The organism is Methylophilus sp. QUAN (assembly GCF_015354445.1).
GTDB lineage: Bacteria > Pseudomonadota > Gammaproteobacteria > Burkholderiales > Methylophilaceae > Methylophilus.
Map to the genome: position 1 here is coordinate 269,064 of NZ_JADKYT010000003.1, position 25,732 is coordinate 294,795.

The following is a 25,732-nucleotide window of genomic DNA, read 5'->3' on the forward strand; positions in this document are numbered from 1 at the left end:
TGCCCAGCCAGTGACGTAATCCGTCTACCGGTTTCTCCATTCAACACCTACCGAGTCATACACACGGCATATATCCTTCCATCCCATCCACAATCGCAATTGACAATCATTCTCATTATCAAATAGCATATTACCTCACTAATACATATAACCATGAGGAGAGGATGAGATGATGCGTTTAACCCGCACATTGCCTGCACGACTACACATTTTAGCGCCACCACTGGCTATGCCGCCTGAAAGCATACCATTCAGCAGCGAACACACAGGGGCCGCCCATGATGCACAGACTTAAACACGTGTGTTACGCCACACTACTCGCCTGTACGTTGCCTGGTAACGCCTGGGCGGGTTACTACCCCATGTATGCCAGTTGGGATCAGCCCAATGGCCAGGGCTCAGACATCACGCTGACTTACAGCTTTAGTAACCTGTTTAACGGTGATGTAGTAGATGCTCATGGGCAGCCATTCTCGGTAGACGTCATGCGCAGTGCTTTTGAACAAGCCTTTAGCGACTATGCGACTGTGCTGCCAATTCACTTTATAGAAGTCGCTGACACTGGTCCGCTCCCGGAAACCGGTGAGTATGACCCAACAGGCCTGGCAGATATCCGCATTGGTGTCGTGCCCGCTATAGACGATGCCAACGCCTACGCTTACTTTCCGCAAGAGACGACAACCAGCGGCCTGGCAGGGGATGTGGTATTTAACGGTGAGCGTTTCGGGTTGGGCTGGACGCCCATATTTTTCTACGCAGTCGCACAACACGAGCTGGGGCATTCACTAGGGTTGGGACATTACATCAACGACGAAGCGCCCACCGAAACGACGTTTGCTAACGCCACTTACAACGGCCCGATTTTACCCCTGAACAGCCTGACTATCTCCGCCCTGCAAGCGGTCTACGGTGCGGGTAGCGGATCGGTGACGCCATTGTCTGCCGTCCCAGAACCTGTCAGCAGCGCCTTATGGCTCGCTGGCTTATCCCTGTGTTTTGTTAGCAGAGAAAGAAAATACAAATGAAGCGATTACACCATGCATTAGTGCTGGCTGGGCTCATACTCACGCAGCCAGCACAGGCATTAACCATTGAGTTTGACTACACTTATGACACCAAAGGCTTTTTTACCGATCTGCTAACGGGCGCGCCCGTCATTGAACGCCGAGCAATACTGACACAGGCAGCTTCGTTCTATAGTGGATTCACTGATAGCCTCAGCGCCATTACGCCACAGGCCGGTGACCAATGGTCAGTGCAAATCACACACCCAAGTTTGGGCGGTGGTGCCATCACACTCAGCAATCTCGAGATTGCTGCCGACACCCTGCGTATTTATGTGGGCGGCTCAAACTCGGCACCAGGCGTGCTCGGGTTTGCTGATAGCGGATACAACCTCATCGCCAGCGGCTCAGAGGCGTTTATTGATGCGGTTGCTACCAGAGGGCAAGAAAATGCCGTCGGGGCAGCCGCGACCGACTATGGCGTTTGGGGTGGCATGATCTGGTTCAATGCTAACAACAGTTGGTACTTTGGTAGCGATGCAGCGGGGCTGATGCCCGGAACGCCGGATTTTCTGACCACAGCGACCCACGAAATCGGCCATATTCTTGGCTTTGGCTCGGCAGACTCTTGGTGGGCACAGACTGACAATGGCTACTTCACTGGCACAAACGCTGTCGCGGCTTATGGTGAGGCCATTCCACTGGATCGTTTCGGCGCCCATTGGGCCACAGGTACCATGAGTACGGTGGATGGTGCGCCACAAGCCACCATGATGGACCCCAGCACCCCTGCAGGAAGCCGCGAATTACCTACGCTACTCGATTATGCAGCGTTTGCTGATATTGGTTGGCAAGTCACGGCAACCGCCGTGCCAGAGCCTGGCAGCTATGCCATGTTGACGGCAGGGTTCGCACTCATCACCTTAAGCGCCAGCCGCAGACGGGCACTCTAAGCACTGATCGTTACAAACAAAACGCCCCGATACCTTCGGGGCGTTTTGTTTACAAGCTAGATTAGAAGCGCTATCAATAAGTTAACTCGACCAAAAACTTCACATTTCTCCCTGGCCCATACATGCCTAACCCTCCCATCGTACCATCCAGGCGATACAATTCATTTTTAAGGTTTTCACCAATCAGACGAAATGTTAACTGCTCATTCACCTTATAGCGAGCGCCTGCATTCCATAGTTCATAGCCATCCTGGACGCCAAATACATAAGCACTGGTTGGCGTCCCGTCGCCACTAATTAGGATATTACGATCAGAAACCTTACGATAGGTTAGGTTTACATCCAGACTCTTAGTCAACTCGGTACCGAGATTAATATTTAAAGCATTACCAGGTGCGGTATACAAAGGCACACCCACAAGTCCGGTAAATATTTCACCGTTAATTCTTGAATAGCCGCTACGTAGGTACCAGCTTCGGTATTGCATAAAACTCTCTACCTCCACCCCATTTCTGCGCTCCCAACCATTTTGGGTAATGCGTCCAGACTCCTCACGTAGTGAGGATAATAACTGTGAGGTGTAGATGTGATAAAAATTCAACTTGCCAGAAAACCATACATCACTACCCAACAAGTGCGGATTCTGATAGCTAATGCCTGCTTCCGTAGACTCTGACAATTGTGGTTGATAAAGGTCACCACAAATACGTGATGCAGGATAAATATTAGGTACAAAGGGAGGACGGCAGCGGCCAAACGCTCCTTGTGTAAAATACTCATCAATCAATGGTGGCCGAAAACCCTGCCCATAATTGGTGTAAAGCGTCAGTTTCTCCGGATTATTTTTGGCCAGCACATCATATGACAATCCTAAACTCCAGGTTTCTTCCTTGAGTTTGATTTTGCTTGCTTGCTTATAAGGGGCTAATAAAGCAAGCGTTCCACCTGCAGCCTCCACCTCATAGCGATCTTGCCGATAGCCCGGAATCACCGTGAACTGACCAAGCTCAAATGTAGGCTGTATATAAATCGCATTAAATGACTTACTACCTGGTGGCGCCGATGCATTGAATCCATTGGTAGGATTAAAGTATGGGTTGTCATAAAGACGAGTCACATCACGCTCACTAGAGTTATATTGATAACCGGTAAGCAGTGAAAAATTAAAGAACCCCTTTTCCGTAAAAACTGCCTGATTACTAATATCTACGGTACGGGTTTTATATTGATAAGTATCTCTGGCATCACCGCGGCATCTGGTCACATCTGAAGGATTGGGGGTGTAGACAGTACCGCTACATCCGGCTGGCGCATTAGGATTAATCACAGGTGACAGGCCTGGCGGCGCCAGATCCTCAAGATTGGTGTGACCAGCGCCGACCGTAGCTTTCAAATTAACCCATGGATGCTCGGGATTATATTTCACCGTTTCAGACCACGTCAGGTCATCAATGGAACGAATAACGTAGCCAAAAAAACCAGGCGTCGCAGAGTTAGCATCGTACTGCTGCAAGCCGATGTCATCGAATTTAACAACAGAGGTCACAAACTCCAGATCTTCAGTTGGAAATACACTTACTTTCAATAAATGAGAAATGGACTCAATGGCAGAATTCTCCAGCTTACTGCCATCACCCAAAGTAATGTTATTTGCTTGACGGTTAGAATAGTTATAAAGAATATCCACACGCTCGTCCGGGCGCGCATATAACAAATAAGAGCGTGAATACTCATCACTGTTATTGCCATAGCCAAACTTGACCTTGCCGCCATACTTCTGGCCAGGTTTTAAAAAGTCTTCTGCATTTTTAGTCGTTGCATTGATAGTGCCCCCCAGTGAACCGGAACCGCTGGTGATTTGTGGGCCGCGTTGCACTTCTATGCTTTTAAGCAATTCAGGCTCGATAAACGTGCCTCCCATGCGATACTTCTCAAAGCCCTTCGGTACGCCATCCACTTTCACCATCACATCTTCATTATCAGCATAGCCACGAATGCTAAATGTCATGCCACTAGGGCGTGGACCACCAGAAATAGACACTCCTGGGACAGACCTCACCGCATCAAAAATATTGCTGGGTTGCGCTCTCTGTAACTGCTCGCTGGTAATCGTAGTGATTGGCAATGTACGGTTAATACCGGTGTCTGGTGTTTTGATCTTGGTATCAGTCACCGAAACCTCAGGCAAAGTATCAACGTCGTCTGAATCCGCCTTTTTCGCAGCTTTACTTACGGGAGCAGAGACTGCTTCACTCACGGCCTCATTAACAGTTTGGGCGTCGGCATACGCCAGCTGCAAGCATGCAATCATCACCAACCAGCAGACGGCTATACTGCCGACCGATCTGAGCATTGCATTCTTCTTTTTAATATGTTGTAACCAGGAGTCGTCAGAGCTTGCCATCATGAAGCACTCTTTTATTCATTCATAGGATAGAAACAAAGGGGCTATTTAGCCCCTTTGTCATGGTCGCACTAACGGGGAATTAGGCTTTGTTGCGGCGTGCTGCAAAAGCCATCAAACCCAAGCCCAATGCCATCATGCTGAAGGCTTCTGGCTCTGGAACTGGTGTGACTGTTGGCACAGAAACAGCCGCCAAAGCCAACTGATCCAAGCTCATGCTGGATGAAGTGGAAGTGAATTTGAATGTGTACAGGCTAGCCGCGCTGACGCTAGTCCATTTCCAGTACAACTCTTGCTCTGCTGTCGCGCCGCCCATCACAGTGCCTTGGTCTTCATTGAACTGCAGTACTGAAGTCGCTGAAAGACCGTTCAATGTCGCAGTCGTGTTCGCCAAGGTACCCAGCGTACCAATACGCAGGTACACATCGAACAGGCCACTGGTGGAGCCACTCAACGTCGCAGTAAATGATGTAGCGCCAGAGAAGCTGTAAATATTACCGCCACCAGTTACAAATGAACCGCCACTGGTTTCCACCACTGAAGCTGTCGTGCCAGCCGTCACAGCAACATCAGGTGAACTGTCGCTAGTACCGTTAAAAATATTCCACTCAGCGTAGCTGGTTGGTGTCGCTGTACCCCATGGATTCGTTGAATTCCAAACTGCTTGTGTCGCAAATGCAGAGCTGCTGAACGCCATGCCTAAAGTAAGTGCTAATACTGAAACTTTCATGATTTTAAATCTCCTCAACAAGCGCTTGTTCCCCTTCCTCTCGAAGGCCATTGCGCTACCTCTAAAATAAGTCTCACGGACCCACACCGTTGAGTATTTCAATCTCCATGCTGTCAACGCATGGTTAAAAACTGAAATTGAGAGAATAAATTTATTTTTCTATGGCGGTTGCCGTTTCAAAATCGACCACAAAGCGGTATTGCTTGCCACAGTCGATAATGACTTCTTTTTGTCCGCGTTTTAACAAGCGGATATCCACCTTGATACTGCCAAAACCATCATGCGCAATCAGCTCATCAAGTAATTCGAGCAATCTCTTTTTGACGGGGGCATTCATTGCTTGCATAGAATTTATTCATCATTTGTTTTGTTTGTTCCTAAATGATAACAATTATCATTTGCTTTATCAATAAAAAATAGGCAAAACGCATGCGTAAAGAATAGTTAATGGCAGAAATCGCTATTTCAGAGAAAAAACAAAACAGAACAATAGCTTGGATGAATACAGGCATGCCTTGCGCATACCGTCGGCATAAGGGCGGAGAGAGAAAAGTAAGCAGAATACCCGCATGCATGCGCGAGATTCTGCAAAAACCGCAAATTAGGGTTGCGGCATGGTTTGTTTAAAGCTGGGGCGCTTGACTAACACACCATAGTGTTTGGCCAGGTTAGGAAACTTCTCCTGCCAGTATTTGCCTTCCCACTGAACGCTTTTAAAACGTAAATCCAGGTAGCCCAGCGCAGTGCCCAGCGCAATATCGGCCAAGCTGAAGGTTTCGTTCACACACCACTTTTTCTTCAGCAAATCATCATCCAGTGTGGTCAATCCGGCGGTCACTTTGGCAAATTGCTTTTCAATCCAGGCCGCAGATTGCTGCGCTTCCGGTTTGCGCTGCTCCAACATCGTCGCCACCGCGGCATCACAGACGCCATCGGCCAATGCTTCCCAGCGGCGTACTTTAATTTTCGCAGAGTGATCTTGCGGAATCAGGTGCGCCACCGGCGTACGGTGATCCAGGTACTCAACAATCACCCGCGAGTCATACAAAGCATCACCATCATCGAGCACCAGCACAGGCACTTTGCCTAATGGGTTATGCTGGCTCACCGGACAGTCTGGTGCCGACAGCACCACCTCAGTCAGCGTTAAATCAACATGTTTTTCAATGGCCACAATACGCACCTTGCGTGCATAAGGACTGTTTACCGTATATAAAAGCTGCATAGTGTGATGTGAGCCAAAAGGTTAGATACTTTTCCCGAAAAAATACCCCATGACAAAAAGCGCATATCCAAACATCGCGTGTCTTGGGGTAGTTTTATTATAATAGCTTTTGGCATGGGCTTAGAATGGTCACATGCATAATTTTTAACCTTGCTGGCAACCTAATGACCACATCTGCACTTTACCAACACTTACCCGCTTATTTGAACGCCGCCATCATCAGCCAACAGGTAAGCCTGGCCTTGTCAGAAGACATGGGCAACGGCGATCTGACCGCGGCCTTGATTCCGGCAGGCACACAAGCCAGCGCCACCATCATCAGCCGCGAAGCCGCCGTGATTTGTGGTTGCGCCTGGTTCGCCCAATGCTTTGCGCAACTGGATGCGGACATACAACTGGAATGGCTGGTCAAAGATGGTGACCAGGTGACGCCTAACCAGCCACTGGTCCATATTCAAGGCGATGCGCGCGCCATGCTCAGCGCCGAGCGCCCGGCACTCAACTTTCTGCAAACCCTGTCTGCCGTGGCAACGCATACCCGCCGCTATGTCGATGCGATTTCCGGCTTGCCAACACAGATTCTCGATACCCGCAAAACCCTGCCAGGGCTGCGTCTGGCACAAAAATATGCCGTACTCACCGGCGGTGGCACCAACCAGAGGCTCGCTTTATACGACGGCATCCTGATTAAGGAAAACCATATTGCGGCCGCAGGCTCTATCGCCGCAGTACTCACTGCCGCTTTTGCCTTAAAGCAGACGAATAATATCCAGATTGAAGTGGAAAACCTGGATGAACTGCAACAAGCATTAAGTGCCGGCGCGACCAGTATTTTGCTGGACAACTTTACGCTGGAAGACCTGCGGGAAGCGGTAGTGATTAACCAGAAACGCGCCTTGCTGGAAGCCTCAGGCAATGTCGATTTAACCACTGTGCGGGCGATTGCAGAAACTGGGGTGGATAGGATTTCGATTGGCGCGCTGACTAAAAATATACAGGCAGTGGATTTGAGTATGCGGATTCAGATGAAGCTATAGATCAGCTTAAAAGTAATTCATTGAGCAGAAACTCCTTTTCGCCTCTCGGCGAGTCACTTTCTGGTGCTTGCCCCTCAGAAAGTAACCAAAGAAGAGGGCACCCAGCCATCACGGCCTTCGGCTCCCTTGCGTTGCTCAACAAAGTGGGCGCCCATCGAAACTCGCCCTAGCGGCTTGCAAACCCCGCAAGCCACCGCGGAACTCGAACAGCCGATGGTCGACCACCCCCACTTTGTCTCCGCTACTCAGCGTGATGAATGGGATTTATCTCAATTTAAGCAACAGTGTAGAAACTGGAACGGTTAAAAAAACACATTCTTTTTTCTTCCATTCGCTAACAGTGGCAGTCGCATGGTGTTCGGGGTCCCCATCTGCCGCGCCGAGCAACGCAGGGTTGACGGGAGTCTTCGGCAAGCAACTGTTTGAGCTCCAAAGGAGCGAGTTTTTGATTGCCGCCCGACAAGCCGAGTAGCACAAGGAAAAAGCGGAAGCTGGGGTGCACTTTCTTTTGGTTACTTATTCTTTGGGCAAGCAAAGAAAAGTAACTCGCCGAAAGGGCGAAAAGCAACATCACAAAAACAACCCTCTTTTGCAATCCCGCCCTCTATAAAACACTCAATAAAACACACATACAGTGACCATTCCTGCCACTTTTCCATGGCATGATTCTTGCACCATATGCTGGTACTCCTGCCCAGATATGACATGAATAGCCCAATCCCATTTTCACTGCCGAAAACCCTAGAAAGCCTGCGTCTAGGCGATTTGCTACGCATGCTGGTTTCCGATGGCCGCATCGAAAAAGCATGGGCAGAAAAACTGCATCAGGACCGCAAGCGCGACAGCTCGAAAATCCACCCGATTGTGATTGTGGCCGAACAGAAATGGACCGACCAGCGTCAGCCGTCACAATTGCTGACGGTGGACAGCCTGAGCCGTTATGTGGCGGAAAAGGCGGATGTGCCTTATTACCAGATTGACCCACTGAAACTTGATTTCAGCGCGGCGGCGCAAATCGTGTCACAGGCCTATGCCGAACGCTTGCGCATCATGCCGATCACGATCAAGGATGGCATCGCCTCGATTGCGACGGCCGATCCGTTTCACCAGGAGTGGCTGCATGACCTGGAGCGTTTGCTCAAGCTAAAAATTCAAGTGGTGATGGTCAACCCGCTGGATTTACAGCGCTACCTGCCTGAGGTCTATCAGCTGTCTGCCGCGATTCAATCGGCCAATGCGGCTAAGGCCGGGCAGATTGTAGGCGTACAAAATTTTGAACAGTTGATTGAGCTGGGTAAAGACCGCCAGCTCGATGCAAATGAACAGCATGTGGTGAACATTGTTGACTGGCTGTTTAAATATGCGTTTGAACAACGTGCCAGCGATATTCACCTCGAACCACGCCGCAATATGGGCTTGATGCGCTTCCGTATTGATGGAGTGTTACACCAGGTTTACCAGTTGCCCAGCAATATCATGAACGCCATTACCAGCCGCATTAAGCTGCTGGGTCGTATGGATATGGTAGAAAAGCGTCGTCCGCAGGATGGCCGCGTCAAAACCGTGGGCACAGACGGCAAGGAAATCGAGTTACGATTATCGACCATGCCAACCGCATTTGGCGAGAAGCTGGTGATGCGGATTTTCAAGCCGGATATTCTGGTGCAGGACTTTCAGCTACTGGGCTTCTCCAAACGCCAGAGCGAACAGTGGGCGCAATGGACGCATCAACCGAATGGCATTATTTTGGTCACCGGGCCTACCGGCTCGGGCAAAACCACCACTTTGTACACCACGCTCAAGCAACTGGCGACAGATGAGGTGAATGTGTGCACGGTAGAAGACCCGATTGAAATGATAGAACCTGCGTTTAACCAGATGCAGGTAACGCAGAATATCGGCCTAGGTTTTGCCGAAGGCATACGCACGCTGATGCGGCAAGACCCGGACATTATCATGGTTGGCGAGATTCGCGATCAGGAAACCGCGGATATGGCCATTCAGGCTGCATTGACGGGCCACCTGGTGCTGTCTACCTTGCATACCAATGATGCGCCTTCCGCCGTCACGCGCTTGCTTGACCTGGGCGTGCCTGCTTACCTGATCCACTCCAGTTTGCTCGGCATTATGGCGCAGCGCCTGGTGCGTACGCTATGCCCGCATTGCAAAACCGAGGCAGAGATTTCAGACGATGAATGGGCCAGCGTCACGCACCCGTTCAAGGCCAAGAAACCGGCCAAAGTCATGCAAGCTGTCGGCTGCCAGGAATGCCGCCAGACTGGTTATCGAGGGCGCACAGGCATTTATGAAATGCTGACCTTGACGCCCGCCTTGCGCAAGCTGATTACCCCGGAAACCGATTTGCTGCAGTTACGCCAGACCGCGACTAAGGCTGGCATGCAACCCTTGATGCTTAATGGCGCAGAAAAGATTGCCGCGGGACTGACCACCGTGGCAGAAGTGTTAAAAGTCGCCCCGCCGATTGAAATGGACTAGCCATCACGCGTTGCGTTTTTGCAAAGCCTATTGATAACGCAGCGCCTCAATCGGGTTTAACCTGGCTGCTTTTCTGGCTGGATAAAAACCAAAGAAGACGCCGATACTGGCGGCCACACTAAAAGCAATCAACACAGAAGCACTGGAAACAATCACCTCCGCCTGCGTAAACACACTCACCAGCACCGCCCCCGTCACGCCGATGACAATGCCGATCAGGCAACCGACAATGGAGATCATGATCGCCTCCAGCAAAAACTGCATGAGGATATCGCGTTCACGCGCACCGATCGCCATACGGATACCGATTTCGCGTGTACGTTCCGTCACCGACACCAGCATGATATTCATAATGCCGATGCCTCCCACCAACAACGAGACTGAGGCAATCGCCCCTAGCAGCAAGGACATGGTACGCGCAGTTTCGGCCGCCGAGTTGGCAATCGCCGTCAGGTTACGCACCGAAAAATCACTGTCAGCGCCTTCGCGAATATTGTGGCGCTGGTTGAGCAGGCTATTCAACGCATCCTCCACCATGCTCATAACGTTATCAGACTCAGCTTGCACCATAATCTGCCGCACGGTGCCCGGCAGCTGGTTACCAAACAGTTTGCGCTGCGCGGTGGTGAGCGGCACAATGATGGTGTCATCCTGGTCACGTCCATCCAGTGTTTGCCCTTTGCTATCCAGCACGCCCAGCACCACAAACGGCCGCTGGTTGATACGGATAGTTTTGCCGATAGGGTCCACGTCATCCTCCTCACCAAACAGGTTTTGGACTACCGTTTTACCTAGCAGCGCCACGCGGGTGGCAGAACGGGTATCCGAAGTGGAGAACGGATAACCAGCCGACAATCCCCAGCCACGGATATCCATATACTCTGCTGTCGTGCCAATAATATCGGTATTCCAGTTATTGCTGGCATAGACCACTTGCCCCTTACCCATGGTCACCGGCGCGACGCCCACTACGCCATACAGCTCCCCAATAGCATTCGCATCACGCACATTAAGTGAAGGCGCGTTACCAGTCGCGGTGCGCGCGCCACCCATCCGTGGCGGCCCTGAAAGCACGACAAATAAATGGCTACCCATGGCACTGATTGAGCGTTTGACTGAAGCCTCAGCCCCCTGGCCGATGGCCATCATCAGCACTACTGCACCTACACCGATCACCATGCCTAACATGGTCAGGAAGGTACGCAAACGGTTAGCGCCCATGGCATGCCAGGCTTCGCCTAACATGGCGCTAAACATGGTCATGTCCTATGACAGTTGATGCAACAGCGCCAGTGTCCTGCACAATACGCCCATCCAGGAATCTCACCTGCCGCTTGGCGTGCTCGGCAATATCAGTTTCATGCGTCACCAGCACAATGGTGATGCCTTCCTGGTTCAAGCCATCAAAAATAGCCATAATCTCTTCACTGGTGGTGCTGTCCAGGTTACCGGTGGGTTCATCTGCCAGAATCAAGCGTGGCTGATTCACTAGCGCCCGGGCGATAGCGACACGCTGTTGCTGGCCGCCGGAAATCTGGTTTGGGTGGGAATGCATATGCTTGCTCAAGCCCACCTTTTCCAGCAATAGGCTGGCACGGGCATGACGCGCTTCTTTACTGACCCCGGCATAGACCAATGGCAAAGCCACGTTATCCAGCAAGCTGGCGCGTGCCAACAGGTTAAAGCCCTGGAACACAAAGCCTATGGTCTGGTTACGCACTTTAGCCACCTGGTCCGCCGCCATGGTGGCCACGGCGTAACCATCCAGCACATAATTGCCAGCGGTAGGCATATCCAGGCAGCCCAGAATATTCATAAAGGTCGATTTTCCCGAACCGGAAGGGCCCATGATGGCGACATAATCGCCAGCCAGCACCTGTAAATTGACATCCTTTAATACCGGAAAATCCCCTGCGGCCGTTTGATAGGCCTTGTACAGATGGTTCACCTCAATGACAGACTGTTGCATGCGTTTAGAACATTCTCGGGCCGCGCGGGCCGTTATTGTTGCCCTGCCCTTTATTAGGCGCATTGTCGCTTTGCAACTCGCTCACAATGACTTTATCGCCCGCCGCCAAACCATCGCCTGAGACCACGGTGGAACGGCCATCTGTAATCCCGGTATGCACGCGTACCATGACTGGCTTCCCAGCCTTGAGTACATAAATCTTGCCCATGACACTGCTGGCAGCAGTGCCTTGGCCTTCACCTTTCGCGCCATGCTTGCGCCAGCCACGCTTACCTTCCCCGCCACCGGCTTCTGGTTTTGATCTATCAGGTGTTGCAGCGTTGTCCAGCTTGGGTTTATAGCGCAAGGCAGCATTGGGGACGAGCAAGGCATGCCGGGCTCTATCCACAATAATATTGACGTAGGCTGTCATGCCCGGCAGCAGTGTTAAATCCTGGTTATCGACGGACACCACCACGTTATAGGTCACCACATTCGAGGTGTTGGTCGAGTTTAAACGTAGCTGCTTTACTACCCCTTCAAAACTGCGGTCCGGGAAGGCATCCACATTAAAATTCACTTTCTGCCCTTCTTTGATTTTGCCGATATCCGCTTCGGCAAAACTGGTATCTATCTGCATCTTGGACAGGTCTTGCGCAATCTGGATCAGGGTTGGCGTCTGAAAACTGGCAGCCACCGTCTGGCCCACGTCGACCACCCGGTTAACCACCACGCCCGACACCGGCGAACGAATAATACTGAAATTAAGGTTAGTCACATCACGCGCCAATAAGCCACGTGCCGTTTCCAGTTGCGCCTTGGCTGACTTTAATACCTGTACGGCCGTATCCAGCTCCTGTTTAGAGACATACTCCTGCGCATACAACTGGCGCATGCGTTTTTCATTGGCAATCGCGAGCTCTACCGCCGCCTCGTTGTTCCTGACACTGCCTTGTGATTGTGCAATCTGCGCGTTAAACAAGCGGCTGTCCAGCTCCAGCAACACCTGGTCTTTTTTAACCACATCATTAAAGTCAACATACATTTTGCGCACAATGCCCGATACCTGGGTACCGACACTAATCAGGCTGACCGGATTCAGTGTGCCATTTGCCGATACGGTTTGCTCAACATGCCCTTGTGTCACCTCATCCAGCCGGTACAAGTCTTCCGGCTTGGGTTGATGGGTGTGCTTGTAGTACCAATACGCCGCGGCGGCGATCGCCACTAACAGCAACAACACCAGTATGTTTTTGATGCGCTTCATGAATGTGTGTCCATTTATTTTATTGACCAGGCGTTTTCACACCGGGCAAATTATCAAGAGGTGCCTGGGCACCAGGTAATGATTGAATCATGGCATGGTCGAGCACGCCTATCGCTTGCGCCAACGTCGCGCGCGAGATATTAGCGTTAAGCCCCGCCTGGATGTTTTGCTGGCGGGCCACGGCCAAGGCACTTTGTGCATTCAAGGTGTCGATGATATTGCCAACGCCAGAGGTATAACGGCCGAAAGCCACCCGGTAAGATTGCTCCGCACTTTCAAGCAAAACCTTGCTGGCAGTGACTGACTGCAAGGCCGTGCGCAGGTTCTGATAAGCACTCCACACATCCAGTGAAATCTGCAAACGCAGACGGTCACGCTGGGCGAGGCGTAAATCAGCCGTGGCCTCTGCCGCACGGATACGGTAGGTAGGCGCATAACCGGCAAACAAGGGGATGGAAACCGTGACGCCCAATGTGGTAGCGCTGTTGGCGGCATATTGTGAGCCATCCTGCAGGTTATTGGAGACGCCCATGCTAATGGTCGGTTTGCTGGCCGCTTTACTGGCAGCAATGCCGGCCTCGGCGGCGCGCACCTGTGCCTCACTGGCCAGCAAGTCTGGGCGGCGCTGCCCTGCCTGTTCAATTAATGTGCTTACATCGTCCAAAATGCCTGGTGGCACATCAGTACTGCTGCTCGCCAGCCTCACGCTACGGTTAGCCGGCCAACCCATCAGATTCACCAGGTTACCGTAGGCCACACGCAATGTGCCTTCGATGGTAATACGTTGCAAGGTCAGTTGCGCATACGCGGTGTGTGCCTGCAACTTGTCTGCCGGGGTTGCCACGCCCGCCTGATAGCGTGCATTGGCAGCCTTGAAACTCTCTTCTGCCGCACGCTCAGCCTGCTGGGCCGCCGTGAGTGCTGCCATATTGGCTTGCACCTGGTAATAGGCAATGATGGTATTCAGCAACACCGCTTGCACGGTACTGCTTTGCGTCGCACCCGCTGCCAACAGCAGCTGGCGCGCACTCTCGACATTGGCCTTGCGGTTACCGAAGTCATATAACAGGTAACTCGCGACCAGGCTATTGGAAAGATTGAGGTTAGGGTTGCCACGCGTGGCCGACTCAGGATTGAGCACACCCATATTGCTGGAGACTGTATCGGTCACGCTGGGTAAATAGGCAGACTTGGCCACGCCTAGTTGCGCAGCTTGCACACGCGCACTGGCCCACATTTCACTGGTTTGCGGGTTATGGCATAAACTGATCTCTGCTACCTCTGCCAGCGTCAATGCTTGTTGCCAGTCCACTTCGCCGCAACCAGATGCACTCCCCCAATACGCGCCCGGGACCTTAGGCAGGATTTGTACTTGCGTGTCTAAAGGATCACCATCGTTGTAAAACAGCGACTCTTGCGCCTGCAAGCAAGCAGGGGGGAACAGCATGAGGATCCATAACAATATGCGCATGTCATTCCGCATTTAATCAACCAGACAGCACAATAAAACCAAGGTCATACACATCATTCCAATCAGCAGATGTGCCATCTTAAATGAACCCTGCGTGAGACTAAAGAGAGCGATACATTTTGATACTTTTAAGCGCGGAAAAAGTAGATAAGACGCAGGAGGAAAATAGGGTTAAATGCCAGCGACTGCCAGCATTCAGTGTGACTTGCTTTTTATTGGCGCCGAACGCCCATGTATCATTTGTGCTAACAAATGCTGGCCAGATAGCCGCGACACCACAACCACCGCCAGCACATGTACCGCCATCAGGCCAAGCAAGCTCAGGCTTAGGGCAGCATGTAGATCCACTGGCCAATCCTCACCCCAAAGGGCATCCGTGCGACTCAACCAGCCAGTCAGCGCCAGCGCGGCAATCAACAACCAGATCAGGTACACAGCCCACTGGCCGAACGGATTATGGCCACGATGCGCGGTGATATGACCCTGCCGCAATTCGGCAATATGTGTGCGCAATGCACGCCAGCCGGGCAGGTAGAAACGCGCACTACTGACTTTGCTCAGACAGCCCAGCAAAATACGCACAACCACCATGGTGATTACCGCATAACCGACTGCACGATGCAGCCAGTCGGTTTCATACCAGACATAACTCATAAGCCACAGCGAAATCACCCCTGCCGCTACCAGCCAATGGCTCAGCCGCACCCACCACGGCCACAGCATCTCAGCGCGTGTTTGCATCCGCGTGACTAGTCTTTCAGGCCAATGGCTTTCACGATGGCCAGCGTTTTCATGTCGAAATAAATCTCGACCTTTTTGCCTTCTTTGCTACGGCCATAAATCTCATAACAATTACCGTCAATTTTAAACTTCTTGATCGTATAGCCTTCTGCTTCCATCGCTTCTTTCAGCGTGTCCTCTGAAGCCCACTCCTCTTTAGGGTAGGACTTGCAATCAGCCGCAGCAAACGCTGCCTGAGAGCCCAACAGACCCATGGTCAATAAGAGTGAAAAACCAATTTTTTTCATGTTTGCTTCCTTTCTGTTACGCATACAATTCGACCTGGCGAATCTCGGCAAGATTCGAGACACCTGTCAGTGCCATGGTCATTTCCAATTCATCGCGCAGGGTGCGGATGACTTTGGCCACCCCCATCGCGCCTTCTGCCGCCAAGCCCCAGATGTAAGGGCGGCCGATACATACGGCATCAGCCCCCATGGCCAGTGCTTTAAAGACATCCTGCCCGGAGCGGATGCCGCTATCGACCAGGATTTTACATTGTCCACCCACCGCTGCCACGATATCCGGCAACACAGCGGCGGCTGACGGCGTACTATCGAGCACACGCCCACCGTGATTAGAGACAACGATACCCTCACAGCCCAGCGCCACCGCCTGTTTAGCATCATCCACATGCATCAGGCCTTTAATCAGCAGCGGAATCTTGACCTGCTGCCGTAGCCAGGCCACATCGTCCCAGGTTGGTGCCTGCGTCATCCAGCCATCAAATACCTGGCTCTGGCCAGGTTGCAAGGCTTGCATCGCCAGCGGCTGGGCTAAATTCACCGCAGAAATACCTGCGGGTAAGTCGATCAACGCCTGCTTGACCGGTGCATCGACGGTAAACACGATAGCGCTGACACCCGCTGCCAGCGCTTTTTGCAACAACACCGCTGTGCGAGCACGGTCACCCTGCCAATAGAGCTGGAACCATAACGCTTGCTGCGCCTGTTTCACAATGTCACCAACGGGCTGGCTGGCGAGGCTACTCACCATCATCTGCCCTTGCTGGGCATTACAAGCCACTGCGGTGCCGATTTCACCATCGGCATGAAACAGTTTCTGGTAAGCCACTGGCGCCAACATGATGGGGTGCGCCCATTGCTCAGCGAATAAAGTGCATTGTGTGTTGGGGGTTTGCAAAGCCTGCAATGGGCGCGGTATCAGTTTTAGTGCCTGCCACCCAGCGTCATTGGCTTGCAATTGCGTACCATTACCTGCATCAGATTGCAGGTAATGCCAGATATTGGCCGGCAGTTTGGCTTGCGCCTGCTGCGCAAAATAAGGTAACAACGGTAAGGCTTGCATGCTTAGAGCGCCCACTGGCGTAACAGGTTATGGTAGATACCAGTCAACTGAACCACCTCAGGCGTTTCCCCATGCTGCTGGCGCAACCTGACCAACGCCATATCCATATCAAACAACATGCGTCTGTGTGCAGCATCGCGCACCATACTCTGGATAAACATAAAACTGGCCAGACGTTCGCCACGCGTGACAGGCGTCACTGCATGCACTGAGCTGGAAGGATAGATAACAATAGAGCCCGCTTTGAGCTTGATGCGCTGGTCGCCGAACACATCCTGCACCACCAGCTCACCACCCTCATATTCGTCAGGATCATTAAAAAACAAAGTGGCAGACACATCTGCCCGCACACGCGCACTACCATCCGGCATGCTGCGCATGGCACTATCGACATGGAAGCCGTAATGATTGGTTGCCCCGACATAGCGATTCACAAACGGTGGCAAAATCTTATCCGGCAAGGCTGCCGAAAAAAATAAAGGATCGCGATGCAATGCCTGCAACACGATCCCTCGAATGTTTGCCAGCAACGGATCCTGTTCGGCCAGTTGCTGGTTATTTTTGACTTGTGCTGCCTGCGCCCCGGCGGTATTGCGACCATCTACCCATTGCGCCTGTTTCAGCAGGCCTCGGATGGTAGTTAGTTCCTCTTTCAGCAATACATCCGGTAACGTCAGCAGCAAATCAACTCCTAGAATTTATACTCAGTGGTAATGATCGCCTGGCGACCATTACCAGGAGTCACCAAACCACCATTGTCATACACTGCGTCATAATACACTTTGTTGAGCAAGTTTTTGACATTCAAGCGTACCGCCCATTTAGGCTGTTCGTAAGTTGCCATCAAATCGACGCGCGCATAACCTGGTGCTTTGTTAGGATCAAAAACACCAGTTTGAAACACACCGCCATTCGCTTCCGTTTGTCCCCGCGCGGTGCCTCTGGCTGCAGAGGGAACATAAGCATAACGCTCCCCCTTTGCCTCAACTCCGCCACCAATCTTCCAAGCATCAGTCAGCGCATAAGTTGTCCACAAATTGAAAGTACCGATCGGTGTATTCCTTGCGCGCTCACCTTCGAATCTAGTGTCAGCAGTAGTCAAGACATTACCCACATAGTTTTGCGCAACATTGATAATTCGCGCATCCAGTAAAGCAAACCCAGCAAACATATCCCAACGATCGGTAATTTTGCCTGTCACCTCAAACTCAACACCATTGGTACGGCGACGCTTGGTTAAGATAGATGCAGTCGACTCCAGATCAGTATTTCGTTCCCAATCTTTAGTTGTCGTGAATACGGCTGTACGCACAGCCAAGTCACCATCCATAAACAACCATTTAGAACCTAACTCCAATGTACGTGCTCGCTCGGCAGGCAAAGGCTGTACGGTTAGTTGATACAAATCCGCTGTTGGACTGAAAGAGTCACTGAAAGTCAGGTAGTAATGACGATCAGCATTTGGCTGCCATGACAAGCCAGTACGGTAGCTATTCTCGCCATAGCTTAGCTTGGTGTTTGTTGCAGAGGAATAATTTGCATGCATTTCGTCACGACGAATACCTGCCAACACAGTCCAATGAGGAATAAACTCAATACTATCTTGAACGTAAACAGCATAATTATCCGCATCAAACCTATTGGGTGCCGCTGTGATATTGGCAAAGTTACCACGGAAAGCAACCCCATTAGGATTCGCAAGAATAGCATTGGTTAATGTATCTCCCGTTTGTGTATAGATGGCACCAGTGACTGGGTCATAAGGCTGCAACGTGCTTCTATATGAGTTTTCTTTCAAATACTCAACACCTGTCAGAACAGAATGCTTCATACCTGCCAAGTCAAATTTAGTACTAAAGTCAGATTGCAAATTGACAGTCTCATAGTCCATCACCCTCGTCACGTTACCACCAACTCGATCATTCACCAGTGGTAGCGCATCAGCAGGCGTTTTAGCCCAATAGCTGCGTTTGTATCTTGCATGACGCAATTGCGTTCTTAATTGCGTATCATCATCAAACTTGTGGGTGAAAATACCAGTAGTGATACGTGTATCGCTATCATCGAAGTTATTACTACTACCCCAGAAAGTGCGATCTGAACGCCCATTTGTACCATTGCTCAAAGGGCGCTTGTTTAAGAAACGGATACCAAAATCTGGCACATCGCGCGTTTGTGTGTAGATATGATTCAGGAAAAATTCATTTTCCGTACCAATACCGGCACCAAAGCTAATCGCAATGCCTTGTCGATCAAACTCTGGTCTATCCCCTGTCGTTGGGTTCTTGCGATAGGTTTCATCATGCCGATCCATGACATTGACACGAATTGCCGCTGTCTCTGTCAGCTGTTTATTAAAATCCCCTGTGAGCTGATGATAATCATAATTACCAACGCTGCCCGTAACGGTATTCTTATCACGTAATTCAGCCATCTTGCTGACTTGGTTAATCACACCACCCGCCTGGCCGCGACCAAACAACATCGCTGCGGAACCACGCAATACATCCACCTGCTCCAGATTAAATGTTTCGCGGTTATACTGCGCCGTATCACGCATGTTATCCAGATAAATATCACCAAAGGTATAAAAACCACGCAGGTTGAAGTTATCACCTGCACGACCACCCTCAGCGGCGTTGACAGACAAACCAACCACATTACGCAAGGCTTCGCGCAATGATCCCACTTGCTGATCATGCAGCAACTCCCTGGTCAATGTCGTCACGGCCTGTGGTACATCTTGCGGATCCTGATAGGTTTTACCTACGCGGGTTTTTGTTGCTTGGTAGCCTTTATTAGGCGCATCTTGAATACGTTGCGACTTGACCTTTACCTCGGTCATCGTTTGCGCAGCATCTGCCTTTTTTTCTTCATCAGCCGCCATTGCAACTGCTGGTAGCGCCATCATCAGCGCCAATGTCATGGTTTTTTTGTTAAAGCCGGATGGCATAATCTTTCCCTAATTCACTCTTGTGTTATTTGGATTGCTGGCTACTGGAAACAATAGTCGTTGGCTTGCAAATTGCTTAATCGCTAATGATAACAATTCTCATTTTTGAAAGCAATTAAAGATAGCTTGCTAGTATATTGATATACATAGAAATAGTCTGCTAATTAGCAGACTATTGAGGGAAGTGATTAACGAGCCAACCGCTTTGATCTATGCGCCCCAATGAACGACTCCCGCACAATGACCTTTGAAACTTGCCTGGCTTTTCGCTTCTTCCACCAGAGATAAATACCTGTTACTGACAACATCGCGACCACCAGCCCCATCACAGAGATCAGCACCCTACCCGGCACGCCAAGAATACGGCCAGAGTGCAATGGAAACTGCGCTTGTACGATGACATCCCCCACCGTGCCTTCCCATGGAATACGCTTACCTACAAAATGTCCGTCCACACCATCGTAATACAATCGTTTATGCCCCGCGCCAGCAACGCCATGGTCCGCCTCAGGATAATAAAAATCGACATTAAACAGCTGGAAAGCCGCGCTGTATGAAATGCGTCCCACAGGCTCTTGCCAATGTTGAACTCGCGCCTCCTCTACAGCCAATGCCAATATCTGTTCATAACTCACTATTGGTGGCAATTGCTGTGCAACGGGTAAGCGCGGACGCAAATCAGAAGGCGTTGGCGTCAACGTAAAAGCAGACCTCATCACCGGCATAAAGACTTCCCGCCGCAGGTTCAGCGCCAAGGCTGAAAATGCCAGAATAATCAGCAATATCCATGTCCACAAGCCAAATGCCCTATGCAAGTCAAAGTAACGTTTGTGTGTACTGCTGTTCCAGCGCATTTTCCAGGCTGGCCACCAGCGCTGCCAGAATGTTGCTTGATGAGGATGACGTTGTGCTTTGTGCAGTTTGGTCTTGGGTTTATTGGCAGACTTGGGCAAAGTGAGGTAAAAGCCCACAAAACTATCAATGAGCCAGATGATCGCCACTCCACCCAATAACCAGATACCCCAGCGGTCTATGCCCCACATTTCGGGCAAGTGCAGGCTGTAGTGCAATTTATACAGGAAAGAGACAGCATTGGTACGATCCACAGGCCACACCGCACCCCATTCACGCTTACCCAACTCTTCACCAGTCACCGGGTCGAGAAACACCTGGTTAAAGGTGACAGGCTCAAGGCCATTAGGAGGGTTAGGTAAAGGCCTGACACCGATCGCTAAGGTATGCCCTGGTTCAACCGTTAGCGGAATGGAGCTGACTTGCACTTGCGGATAGCGCTCGGCTACCTGTTTTGCAAGCACCAATGTTGATTGATGCAAGCCTTGCGACTCGCTATGCATCCAGGCAGGATTCAGCCACTCGTCTAACTCATGATCCCAGGAAATCACTGCACCGGTCAGGCCGGTGAGCAATAAGAATAAGGCGCTTGCCAGGCCTAGCCAGCGATGAATCAATAACAAAGACGAACGCAAATCACGTTACCTCACACTAGAAATCAAGTTGTGCACTAATCGTCACAGTGCGTGGAGCGCCTAATACCAAATACCCAGAATTAGAGGTAGTACCAGCATAACCACCTGCGGAAGCCCAATAATCTCGGTCTGTTACGTTATCAATACGACTGCGTACAGTCAATAAATGCCCTTTAATTTCGGTTGCATATCTCGCTCCGATATCTAACCGAGTCCAGCCTGGAGCACGTTGCGTATTATCACTATCGACATATACATGACCAGTAGCAATCACGCGCGCATCAAAAGTTAAACCTGGCACCATAAATGCATCCCACTCCATCCCCAGATTAGCTTGTCGATCCGGCACACCGATAGTTTGCTTACCTTCAGAAGCAGTATCACCAGTGTTTTTCTGCTTAGCATCCAACCAGGTAATCCCGCCTAGCACACGCAGGCTTGGTAAAATTTGACCATAAGTCATCAACTCAACCCCTTGATGCTCCTCTTTACCTTGTGAGGTAAATACATCCGCCGCATTGACAAATCCACGTGGCTTCTCAGTTGTAAAGTAAGCGGTAGTCACGCGAACCTTACCAAAGTCAAACTTAGCACCCACTTCTTTTTGTTTGGATACATAGGGAGCAAGCGTCTGCCCAGGGTTTGAGATTGGCTGAGACACTGTTGATGCCGGTGCAGTCGCGCCTTGCGATAAACCTTCAATATAATTGGCATACAGGGAGATACCGTCCCAAGGTTTTACCACGGCACCCAATACCGGACTTAACTTGCTCTTATCATAAGCATCATCAAACACGCCATCGTAGGTATAAGTTGTACCGACTATTTGCTGATGTCTCACCCCCAACGTCAGCAATAGCTGATTGTCCAGCATAGACACTGTGTCACCCAGTGCAACACTTCGCAATATCGTTCTGCCTGTCGTCTTTGGATTATTGAGCACACCGCCTGAACCAGCAGTTGCAGTAAAGGCCGGCAGTGAGGCGTAAACTGGCGAATATAAATTAGTACTGACTGAAGTGCCACTAAAATCAAATGTATAAGCTGCTTTTTTCTCAAAGTGATATAAGTTCGCATTCAGAACCACATCGTGCCCAATCGAACCTGTTTCAAATTTGCCCTTGACGCCTACTTCACCAGTTCTCACAGAGTCTTCTCTGGTATTGTCAAATCGATACAGGCTACCTGCACCTGTTGCAGCATTACTAACCGTCAAGTTAGCCAGAGAGTTGGCTTCATGTGATTCACGGAATCCGCCAGCAAAATAAGCAGTCACTTTTCCGGTCAAATCATACTCACCACGCAAGCTCCCGAATGTGTCTCTCTCATTAGAATATGACCATGGCTGTGCCCAGTTCGTATCACTTTTGGGGGCACGAGGTACATTTATACCTGACGCCAGAGAAACATTGGTGCGCGTTTGCTTTAAGTGGTTATCCTGATAACCAATATCACCAGACAAGCGTAATTTTTCACCGCGCCAATCTAACGCCAGTGAAACCAGATCCACATCAGCATGTTCTTTATTAACCGCTGTACCGCCATCACGCTTGGAGACATTCAGTCGAACACCAGCACGATCATCTGGCCCAAAGCGCCTGGCCACATCGGCAGAAATTAACTGCTGGTTACCAGAACTCCAGCCAGCATTCACCACACTTAGTGGCTCATTTGGCGCACGCTTTGGCAATAATGAAATAGAACCACCGATGCCATCGCCATTAGGGCTGGCGCCATTTAAGAATGCAGAGGCACCACGCAACACTTCTACACGCTCAAACAGCTCTGCTGCAATATATTGCCTAGGTAGCAATCCATATAAGCCGTTATAAGCAACGCTATCTGAATACAATTGAAAACCACGAATAAAATAAGATTCCTGGAAGTTACCAAATCCACGTGCCACACGCACAGACGGATCGTTCAATAACACGTCACCCACGCTTTTAGCTTGCTGGTTTTGAATGAGCTCATTGGTGTAAGCATTGATTGAAAAAGGCGTATCCATTGCATCCTGGTTGCCCATCACACCAACACGGCCGCCTTTGGCCACCTGGCCACCAGCATATGGCTTCATCAGCCCTTTGGCATTGGCATCTGCCGACGCTTTTACCTTTACCTCTTCCAACGTGTCTACTTCAGACTCTTCAGCAGAAGCATCCATAAAAACCATTGCATATATGACTGCAATCAGGATTTTTTTATAAGCATTCATCAAGACAACCTCAAAAAGTTAACAGCCAAGCACTGGAGCTTGCTTGGTTGTTAGTATGAATTCAGCGTTAGCAGGTACAGCTGACAGAAAAGACCGCATTCTGGTAGCCCACCTTCACCAAACAATGCGGATTACTGGAAAAACTTATCGACTAGCCATCAACCTAATCGTTAATGATAACAATTCTCATTTTTAAAATCAACAACTTATCGAAGTCATTGATTGATCTCAATGGAAAAACAACGCCCTACCAATTGGCAGGGCGTTGTTGGGCTTTAGAGAGATGCCGCCACTTAAAGCAGCAGTGACAACTCACATTAATACTTCCACGTGAGCGTAGCCATCGCACTGGCGGGCGCAGCGTAATAGGCTTGACCAGCACTGGCGTATCTTAAACTAGACAGGTATTTTTCGTTGGTCACGTTATACAGGTTGACGGCCGCATCCCAGTGGTTGTCGATTTTATAATTAGCCATCAGATTCAGCGTTGCATAGCTATCTTGCTTATACCGGACGACTGCGGCACTAGGCAGTGTAATATCCACGTGGGTATCACTTTGCCAATTAACGCTTGCGCCCACTTTGAGGTTTTCAACAAATGGGACTTTATAAACTGTCGTCAAATGGACAAGATGCCTAGGCACAAATGGGTTTACATTTTGATTATTATCACCTTTCACACTCATCAAACGCGTGTAACCGGCATTAACACTTAATCCATCCATTACCTCACCAGAGACGTCAAACTCATAGCCTTTGGTCGTCGCCTTAATGCCTTCATAAGTGTTTATTATGCTCCCATTAAAAGACGCTGTTCCAATTGACTGCGCCTGATTCTCTTGCTCGGTTCTAAACAACGCAAACGAGCTATTCAACTTTTTGTTAAACCACTCACTTTTAACACCCGCCTCATAGTTTTTGCCTTCTAATGGGGCGAGTGTTTTCAAGCTGGCACCCCGCTCGACTTGTGGCTTGTAGATACCTGCATAACTCGCGTACAGAGAATGCTCATCGCTCAAGTCGTAAACAGTACCCACGTAAGGTGTGAATTTATTATTCTCTTTTGCTATCTGGTCAACGTCATAAGCAACACCCTTTAACTCGTAACTCAGCAAACTGCCGCCCACGGTTATCTTCAAGGCATCTATTGGATTCAGCTTAGCCGCTGTATAAATATTGGTAATGGTATTCTGGTAATCTGAGCTTTTACTTTTATCACCAAACGTTGGCATTGGAAACTCGCCTAGATCATCAAAGCTGCTAATAAAAGTGCTGCCAAGCGTACTGCCTGTGCGCGAGTACTCCTTCATATACGATCTACTCCAGGTCGCCCCCACCACCAACTCATGCTTACGGCCAGCCAGTTCAAAGGGTCCATTGGCATAAATATCAGCAACGTGGTCTTTGGTTGCAAAGCTGTAAATGTAAGGATAGCTCTTATAGGTACCCAAACCCGTAGTGCGGTCCTCGTAACCATCAACATAGTTATAGCGACCTTCAGATGCGGTATCTTTGTGGGTTAACTGCGCTTTGACTTTCCAGTCATTATTAAAATAATGGGTCAACTCAACAAAGCTGACATGCGTGCCTACTCTCATATAGGCCCAATCAGTAGCTGGAGAATCAGAGACTTTATAATGACGCTTGGTACCATCAGAATACAGCAATGGCAAGCTACCAAAGTTATTGCCGCTGGAATCATTTTTCTGATAAGTGTGGCCAATGGCGAGATTGGTGCTCTCGCTTAAATCTGCTTCAATCACACCATACGCCACATTTCTTTCCGTACTGTAGCGGTCAAGATAAGAGTTTCTATTTTGATTCGCCACAACCAAACGCCCACGTACACTCCCATCCCCGTTCAAGGCGCCAGAGACATCGGCATCCAGGCGGCGATTATCCCAAGAACCTAAGGAGGCCGTGGCTTTTGCCTGGAAGTCTCTTGTTGGTCGTTTGCGAATAAAATTGATGGTGGCAGAAGGGTTACCCGTACCAGCGACTAAACCATTGGCACCACGTAACACTTCGATGCGATCATAGACTGCCATATCCAAATCGCCATAATTTGTTCCACTAAAACTAATCGGTGAATTCAGACCATCTATTTGAAAACTGGTAATGTTTAAACCACGTGCAGTATATTCAGTACGGTCTGTTTCAAACTGTTCGACTTTAATACCCGTTGCGTAAGACAGTGCATCATTCACACTGAGCACACGAAAATCATCCAGCAGTTCACGGGTAATGACTGAGATAGATTGTGGCGTCTCGCGGATGCTGGTGTTTAAACGCGTAGCACTTGAAGTAGAGTTTACCGTGTAAGACTTGGTTTTTTCTGAGGGTCGATCTTTCTCTACCTGGGAGGTAACCTTCACCTCCGGCAGAGACTCTACCTCTTCTTTGTGCCCAGACTCTTCGGCACTTGCCAGATAAGGAATAGCCAGCATTAGCGCG

General features: G+C 50.1%; 20 protein-coding genes. 4 read left to right on the forward strand and 16 right to left on the reverse strand.

Annotation, left to right across the window (positions count from 1 at the left end; all coding sequences use genetic code 11):
* The first annotated feature begins 278 nt into the window (after window positions 1-278).
* Window positions 279-1,025, forward strand: a complete 747-nt coding sequence (locus INP79_RS13700; protein ID WP_228520016.1) for a matrixin family metalloprotease — start codon at window positions 279-281, stop codon at window positions 1,023-1,025.
* A complete protein-coding gene (locus INP79_RS13705; protein WP_194754801.1) occupies window positions 1,022-1,957 on the forward strand; it encodes a PEP-CTERM sorting domain-containing protein in 936 nt (311 codons plus the stop codon). Before INP79_RS13700 ends, INP79_RS13705 begins: the two co-directional genes overlap by 4 nt.
* A gap of 73 nt (window positions 1,958-2,030) precedes the next feature.
* Here INP79_RS13705 and INP79_RS13710 read toward each other — a convergent pair whose 3' ends face one another.
* The 4 genes from INP79_RS13710 to INP79_RS13725 all read right to left on the reverse strand — a co-directional run bounded on the left by INP79_RS13710 (window position 2,031) and on the right by INP79_RS13725 (window position 6,316).
* A complete protein-coding gene (locus INP79_RS13710; protein ID WP_228520018.1) occupies window positions 2,031-4,364 on the reverse strand; it encodes a TonB-dependent receptor domain-containing protein in 2,334 nt (777 codons plus the stop codon).
* Between the two features lie 79 nt (window positions 4,365-4,443).
* Complete coding sequence (locus INP79_RS13715; RefSeq protein WP_194754802.1) at window positions 4,444-5,091, reverse strand: PEP-CTERM sorting domain-containing protein; 648 nt, start codon at window positions 5,089-5,091, stop codon at window positions 4,444-4,446.
* Window positions 5,092-5,242: 151 nt separating this feature from the next.
* Complete coding sequence (locus INP79_RS13720) at window positions 5,243-5,437, reverse strand: hypothetical protein (RefSeq protein WP_194741420.1); 195 nt, start codon at window positions 5,435-5,437, stop codon at window positions 5,243-5,245.
* 255 nt (window positions 5,438-5,692) lie between these two features.
* Complete coding sequence (locus INP79_RS13725; protein ID WP_194754803.1) at window positions 5,693-6,316, reverse strand: glutathione S-transferase family protein; 624 nt, start codon at window positions 6,314-6,316, stop codon at window positions 5,693-5,695.
* A gap of 164 nt (window positions 6,317-6,480) precedes the next feature.
* On the opposite strand from INP79_RS13725, the gene nadC reads away from it, so the two are divergent.
* Window positions 6,481-7,353, forward strand: coding sequence for a carboxylating nicotinate-nucleotide diphosphorylase (nadC, locus tag INP79_RS13730; RefSeq protein ID WP_194754804.1), 873 nt, complete (start codon window positions 6,481-6,483; stop codon window positions 7,351-7,353).
* Between the two features lie 705 nt (window positions 7,354-8,058).
* Window positions 8,059-9,849, forward strand: a complete 1,791-nt coding sequence (locus INP79_RS13735) for a GspE/PulE family protein (RefSeq protein WP_194754805.1) — start codon at window positions 8,059-8,061, stop codon at window positions 9,847-9,849.
* A gap of 27 nt (window positions 9,850-9,876) precedes the next feature.
* Here INP79_RS13735 and INP79_RS13740 read toward each other — a convergent pair whose 3' ends face one another.
* From INP79_RS13740 to INP79_RS13795, 12 genes are all read right to left on the reverse strand, one after another.
* Window positions 9,877-11,106 carry an ABC transporter permease gene (locus tag INP79_RS13740; RefSeq protein WP_194754806.1) on the reverse strand — a complete coding sequence of 410 codons (1,230 nt, stop codon included), beginning with the start codon at window positions 11,104-11,106 and terminating at the stop codon, window positions 9,877-9,879.
* The gene (locus tag INP79_RS13745) at window positions 11,099-11,818 is read right to left on the reverse strand and encodes an ABC transporter ATP-binding protein (protein ID WP_194754807.1); all 720 of its coding nucleotides are present in this window, start codon (window positions 11,816-11,818) and stop codon (window positions 11,099-11,101) included. The genes INP79_RS13740 and INP79_RS13745 overlap by 8 nt, the downstream gene beginning before the upstream one ends.
* A 4-nt stretch (window positions 11,819-11,822) precedes the next feature.
* Complete coding sequence (locus INP79_RS13750) at window positions 11,823-13,064, reverse strand: efflux RND transporter periplasmic adaptor subunit (RefSeq protein ID WP_194754808.1); 1,242 nt, start codon at window positions 13,062-13,064, stop codon at window positions 11,823-11,825.
* 19 nt (window positions 13,065-13,083) lie between these two features.
* Window positions 13,084-14,535, reverse strand: a complete 1,452-nt coding sequence (locus tag INP79_RS13755; protein WP_228520020.1) for a TolC family protein — start codon at window positions 14,533-14,535, stop codon at window positions 13,084-13,086.
* Window positions 14,536-14,730: 195 nt separating this feature from the next.
* Window positions 14,731-15,276, reverse strand: a complete 546-nt coding sequence (locus INP79_RS13760; protein ID WP_194754809.1) for a cytochrome b/b6 domain-containing protein — start codon at window positions 15,274-15,276, stop codon at window positions 14,731-14,733.
* 8 nt (window positions 15,277-15,284) lie between these two features.
* The gene (locus tag INP79_RS13765; RefSeq protein ID WP_194754810.1) at window positions 15,285-15,563 is read right to left on the reverse strand and encodes a PepSY domain-containing protein; all 279 of its coding nucleotides are present in this window, start codon (window positions 15,561-15,563) and stop codon (window positions 15,285-15,287) included.
* Between the two features lie 16 nt (window positions 15,564-15,579).
* The gene (locus tag INP79_RS13770) at window positions 15,580-16,623 is read right to left on the reverse strand and encodes an alpha-hydroxy acid oxidase (RefSeq protein ID WP_194754811.1); all 1,044 of its coding nucleotides are present in this window, start codon (window positions 16,621-16,623) and stop codon (window positions 15,580-15,582) included.
* Between the two features lie 2 nt (window positions 16,624-16,625).
* The gene (locus tag INP79_RS13775; protein WP_194754812.1) at window positions 16,626-17,306 is read right to left on the reverse strand and encodes a Fe2+-dependent dioxygenase; all 681 of its coding nucleotides are present in this window, start codon (window positions 17,304-17,306) and stop codon (window positions 16,626-16,628) included.
* An 8-nt stretch (window positions 17,307-17,314) separates the two neighbouring features.
* Window positions 17,315-19,576 carry a TonB-dependent siderophore receptor gene (locus INP79_RS13780; protein WP_194754813.1) on the reverse strand — a complete coding sequence of 754 codons (2,262 nt, stop codon included), beginning with the start codon at window positions 19,574-19,576 and terminating at the stop codon, window positions 17,315-17,317.
* A 188-nt stretch (window positions 19,577-19,764) separates the two neighbouring features.
* Entirely contained in the window at window positions 19,765-21,063 is a 1,299-nt protein-coding gene (locus INP79_RS13785; RefSeq protein ID WP_228520021.1) for a PepSY domain-containing protein, read from the reverse strand.
* A 16-nt stretch (window positions 21,064-21,079) separates the two neighbouring features.
* Window positions 21,080-23,278: a TonB-dependent siderophore receptor gene (locus INP79_RS13790; RefSeq protein ID WP_194754814.1), complete on the reverse strand. Its 2,199-nt coding sequence runs from the start codon at window positions 23,276-23,278 to the stop codon at window positions 21,080-21,082.
* Window positions 23,279-23,595: 317 nt separating this feature from the next.
* A complete protein-coding gene (locus INP79_RS13795; RefSeq protein ID WP_194754815.1) occupies window positions 23,596-25,725 on the reverse strand; it encodes a TonB-dependent siderophore receptor in 2,130 nt (709 codons plus the stop codon).
* Window positions 25,726-25,732: the final 7 nt, after the last annotated feature.

Coding starts and splice junctions, on each gene's coding strand:
- INP79_RS13710 (WP_228520018.1), bottom strand. CDS start 4,364: ATGATGGCAAGCTCTGACGACTCCTGGTTACAACATATTAAAAAGAAG.
- INP79_RS13720 (WP_194741420.1), bottom strand. CDS start 5,437: ATGCAAGCAATGAATGCCCCCGTCAAAAAGAGATTGCTCGAATTACTT.
- INP79_RS13760 (WP_194754809.1), bottom strand. CDS start 15,276: ATGCAAACACGCGCTGAGATGCTGTGGCCGTGGTGGGTGCGGCTGAGC.
- INP79_RS13705 (WP_194754801.1), top strand. CDS start 1,022: ATGAAGCGATTACACCATGCATTAGTGCTGGCTGGGCTCATACTCACG.
- INP79_RS13790 (WP_194754814.1), bottom strand. CDS start 23,278: ATGAATGCTTATAAAAAAATCCTGATTGCAGTCATATATGCAATGGTT.
- INP79_RS13740 (WP_194754806.1), bottom strand. CDS start 11,106: ATGTTTAGCGCCATGTTAGGCGAAGCCTGGCATGCCATGGGCGCTAAC.
- INP79_RS13700 (WP_228520016.1), top strand. CDS start 279: ATGATGCACAGACTTAAACACGTGTGTTACGCCACACTACTCGCCTGT.
- INP79_RS13725 (WP_194754803.1), bottom strand. CDS start 6,316: ATGCAGCTTTTATATACGGTAAACAGTCCTTATGCACGCAAGGTGCGT.
- nadC (WP_194754804.1), top strand. CDS start 6,481: ATGACCACATCTGCACTTTACCAACACTTACCCGCTTATTTGAACGCC.
- INP79_RS13715 (WP_194754802.1), bottom strand. CDS start 5,091: ATGAAAGTTTCAGTATTAGCACTTACTTTAGGCATGGCGTTCAGCAGC.
- INP79_RS13770 (WP_194754811.1), bottom strand. CDS start 16,623: ATGCAAGCCTTACCGTTGTTACCTTATTTTGCGCAGCAGGCGCAAGCC.
- INP79_RS13750 (WP_194754808.1), bottom strand. CDS start 13,064: ATGAAGCGCATCAAAAACATACTGGTGTTGTTGCTGTTAGTGGCGATC.
- INP79_RS13745 (WP_194754807.1), bottom strand. CDS start 11,818: ATGCAACAGTCTGTCATTGAGGTGAACCATCTGTACAAGGCCTATCAA.
- INP79_RS13755 (WP_228520020.1), bottom strand. CDS start 14,535: ATGCGCATATTGTTATGGATCCTCATGCTGTTCCCCCCTGCTTGCTTG.
- INP79_RS13780 (WP_194754813.1), bottom strand. CDS start 19,576: ATGCCATCCGGCTTTAACAAAAAAACCATGACATTGGCGCTGATGATG.
- INP79_RS13735 (WP_194754805.1), top strand. CDS start 8,059: ATGAATAGCCCAATCCCATTTTCACTGCCGAAAACCCTAGAAAGCCTG.
- INP79_RS13765 (WP_194754810.1), bottom strand. CDS start 15,563: ATGAAAAAAATTGGTTTTTCACTCTTATTGACCATGGGTCTGTTGGGC.
- INP79_RS13795 (WP_194754815.1), bottom strand. CDS start 25,725: ATGCTGGCTATTCCTTATCTGGCAAGTGCCGAAGAGTCTGGGCACAAA.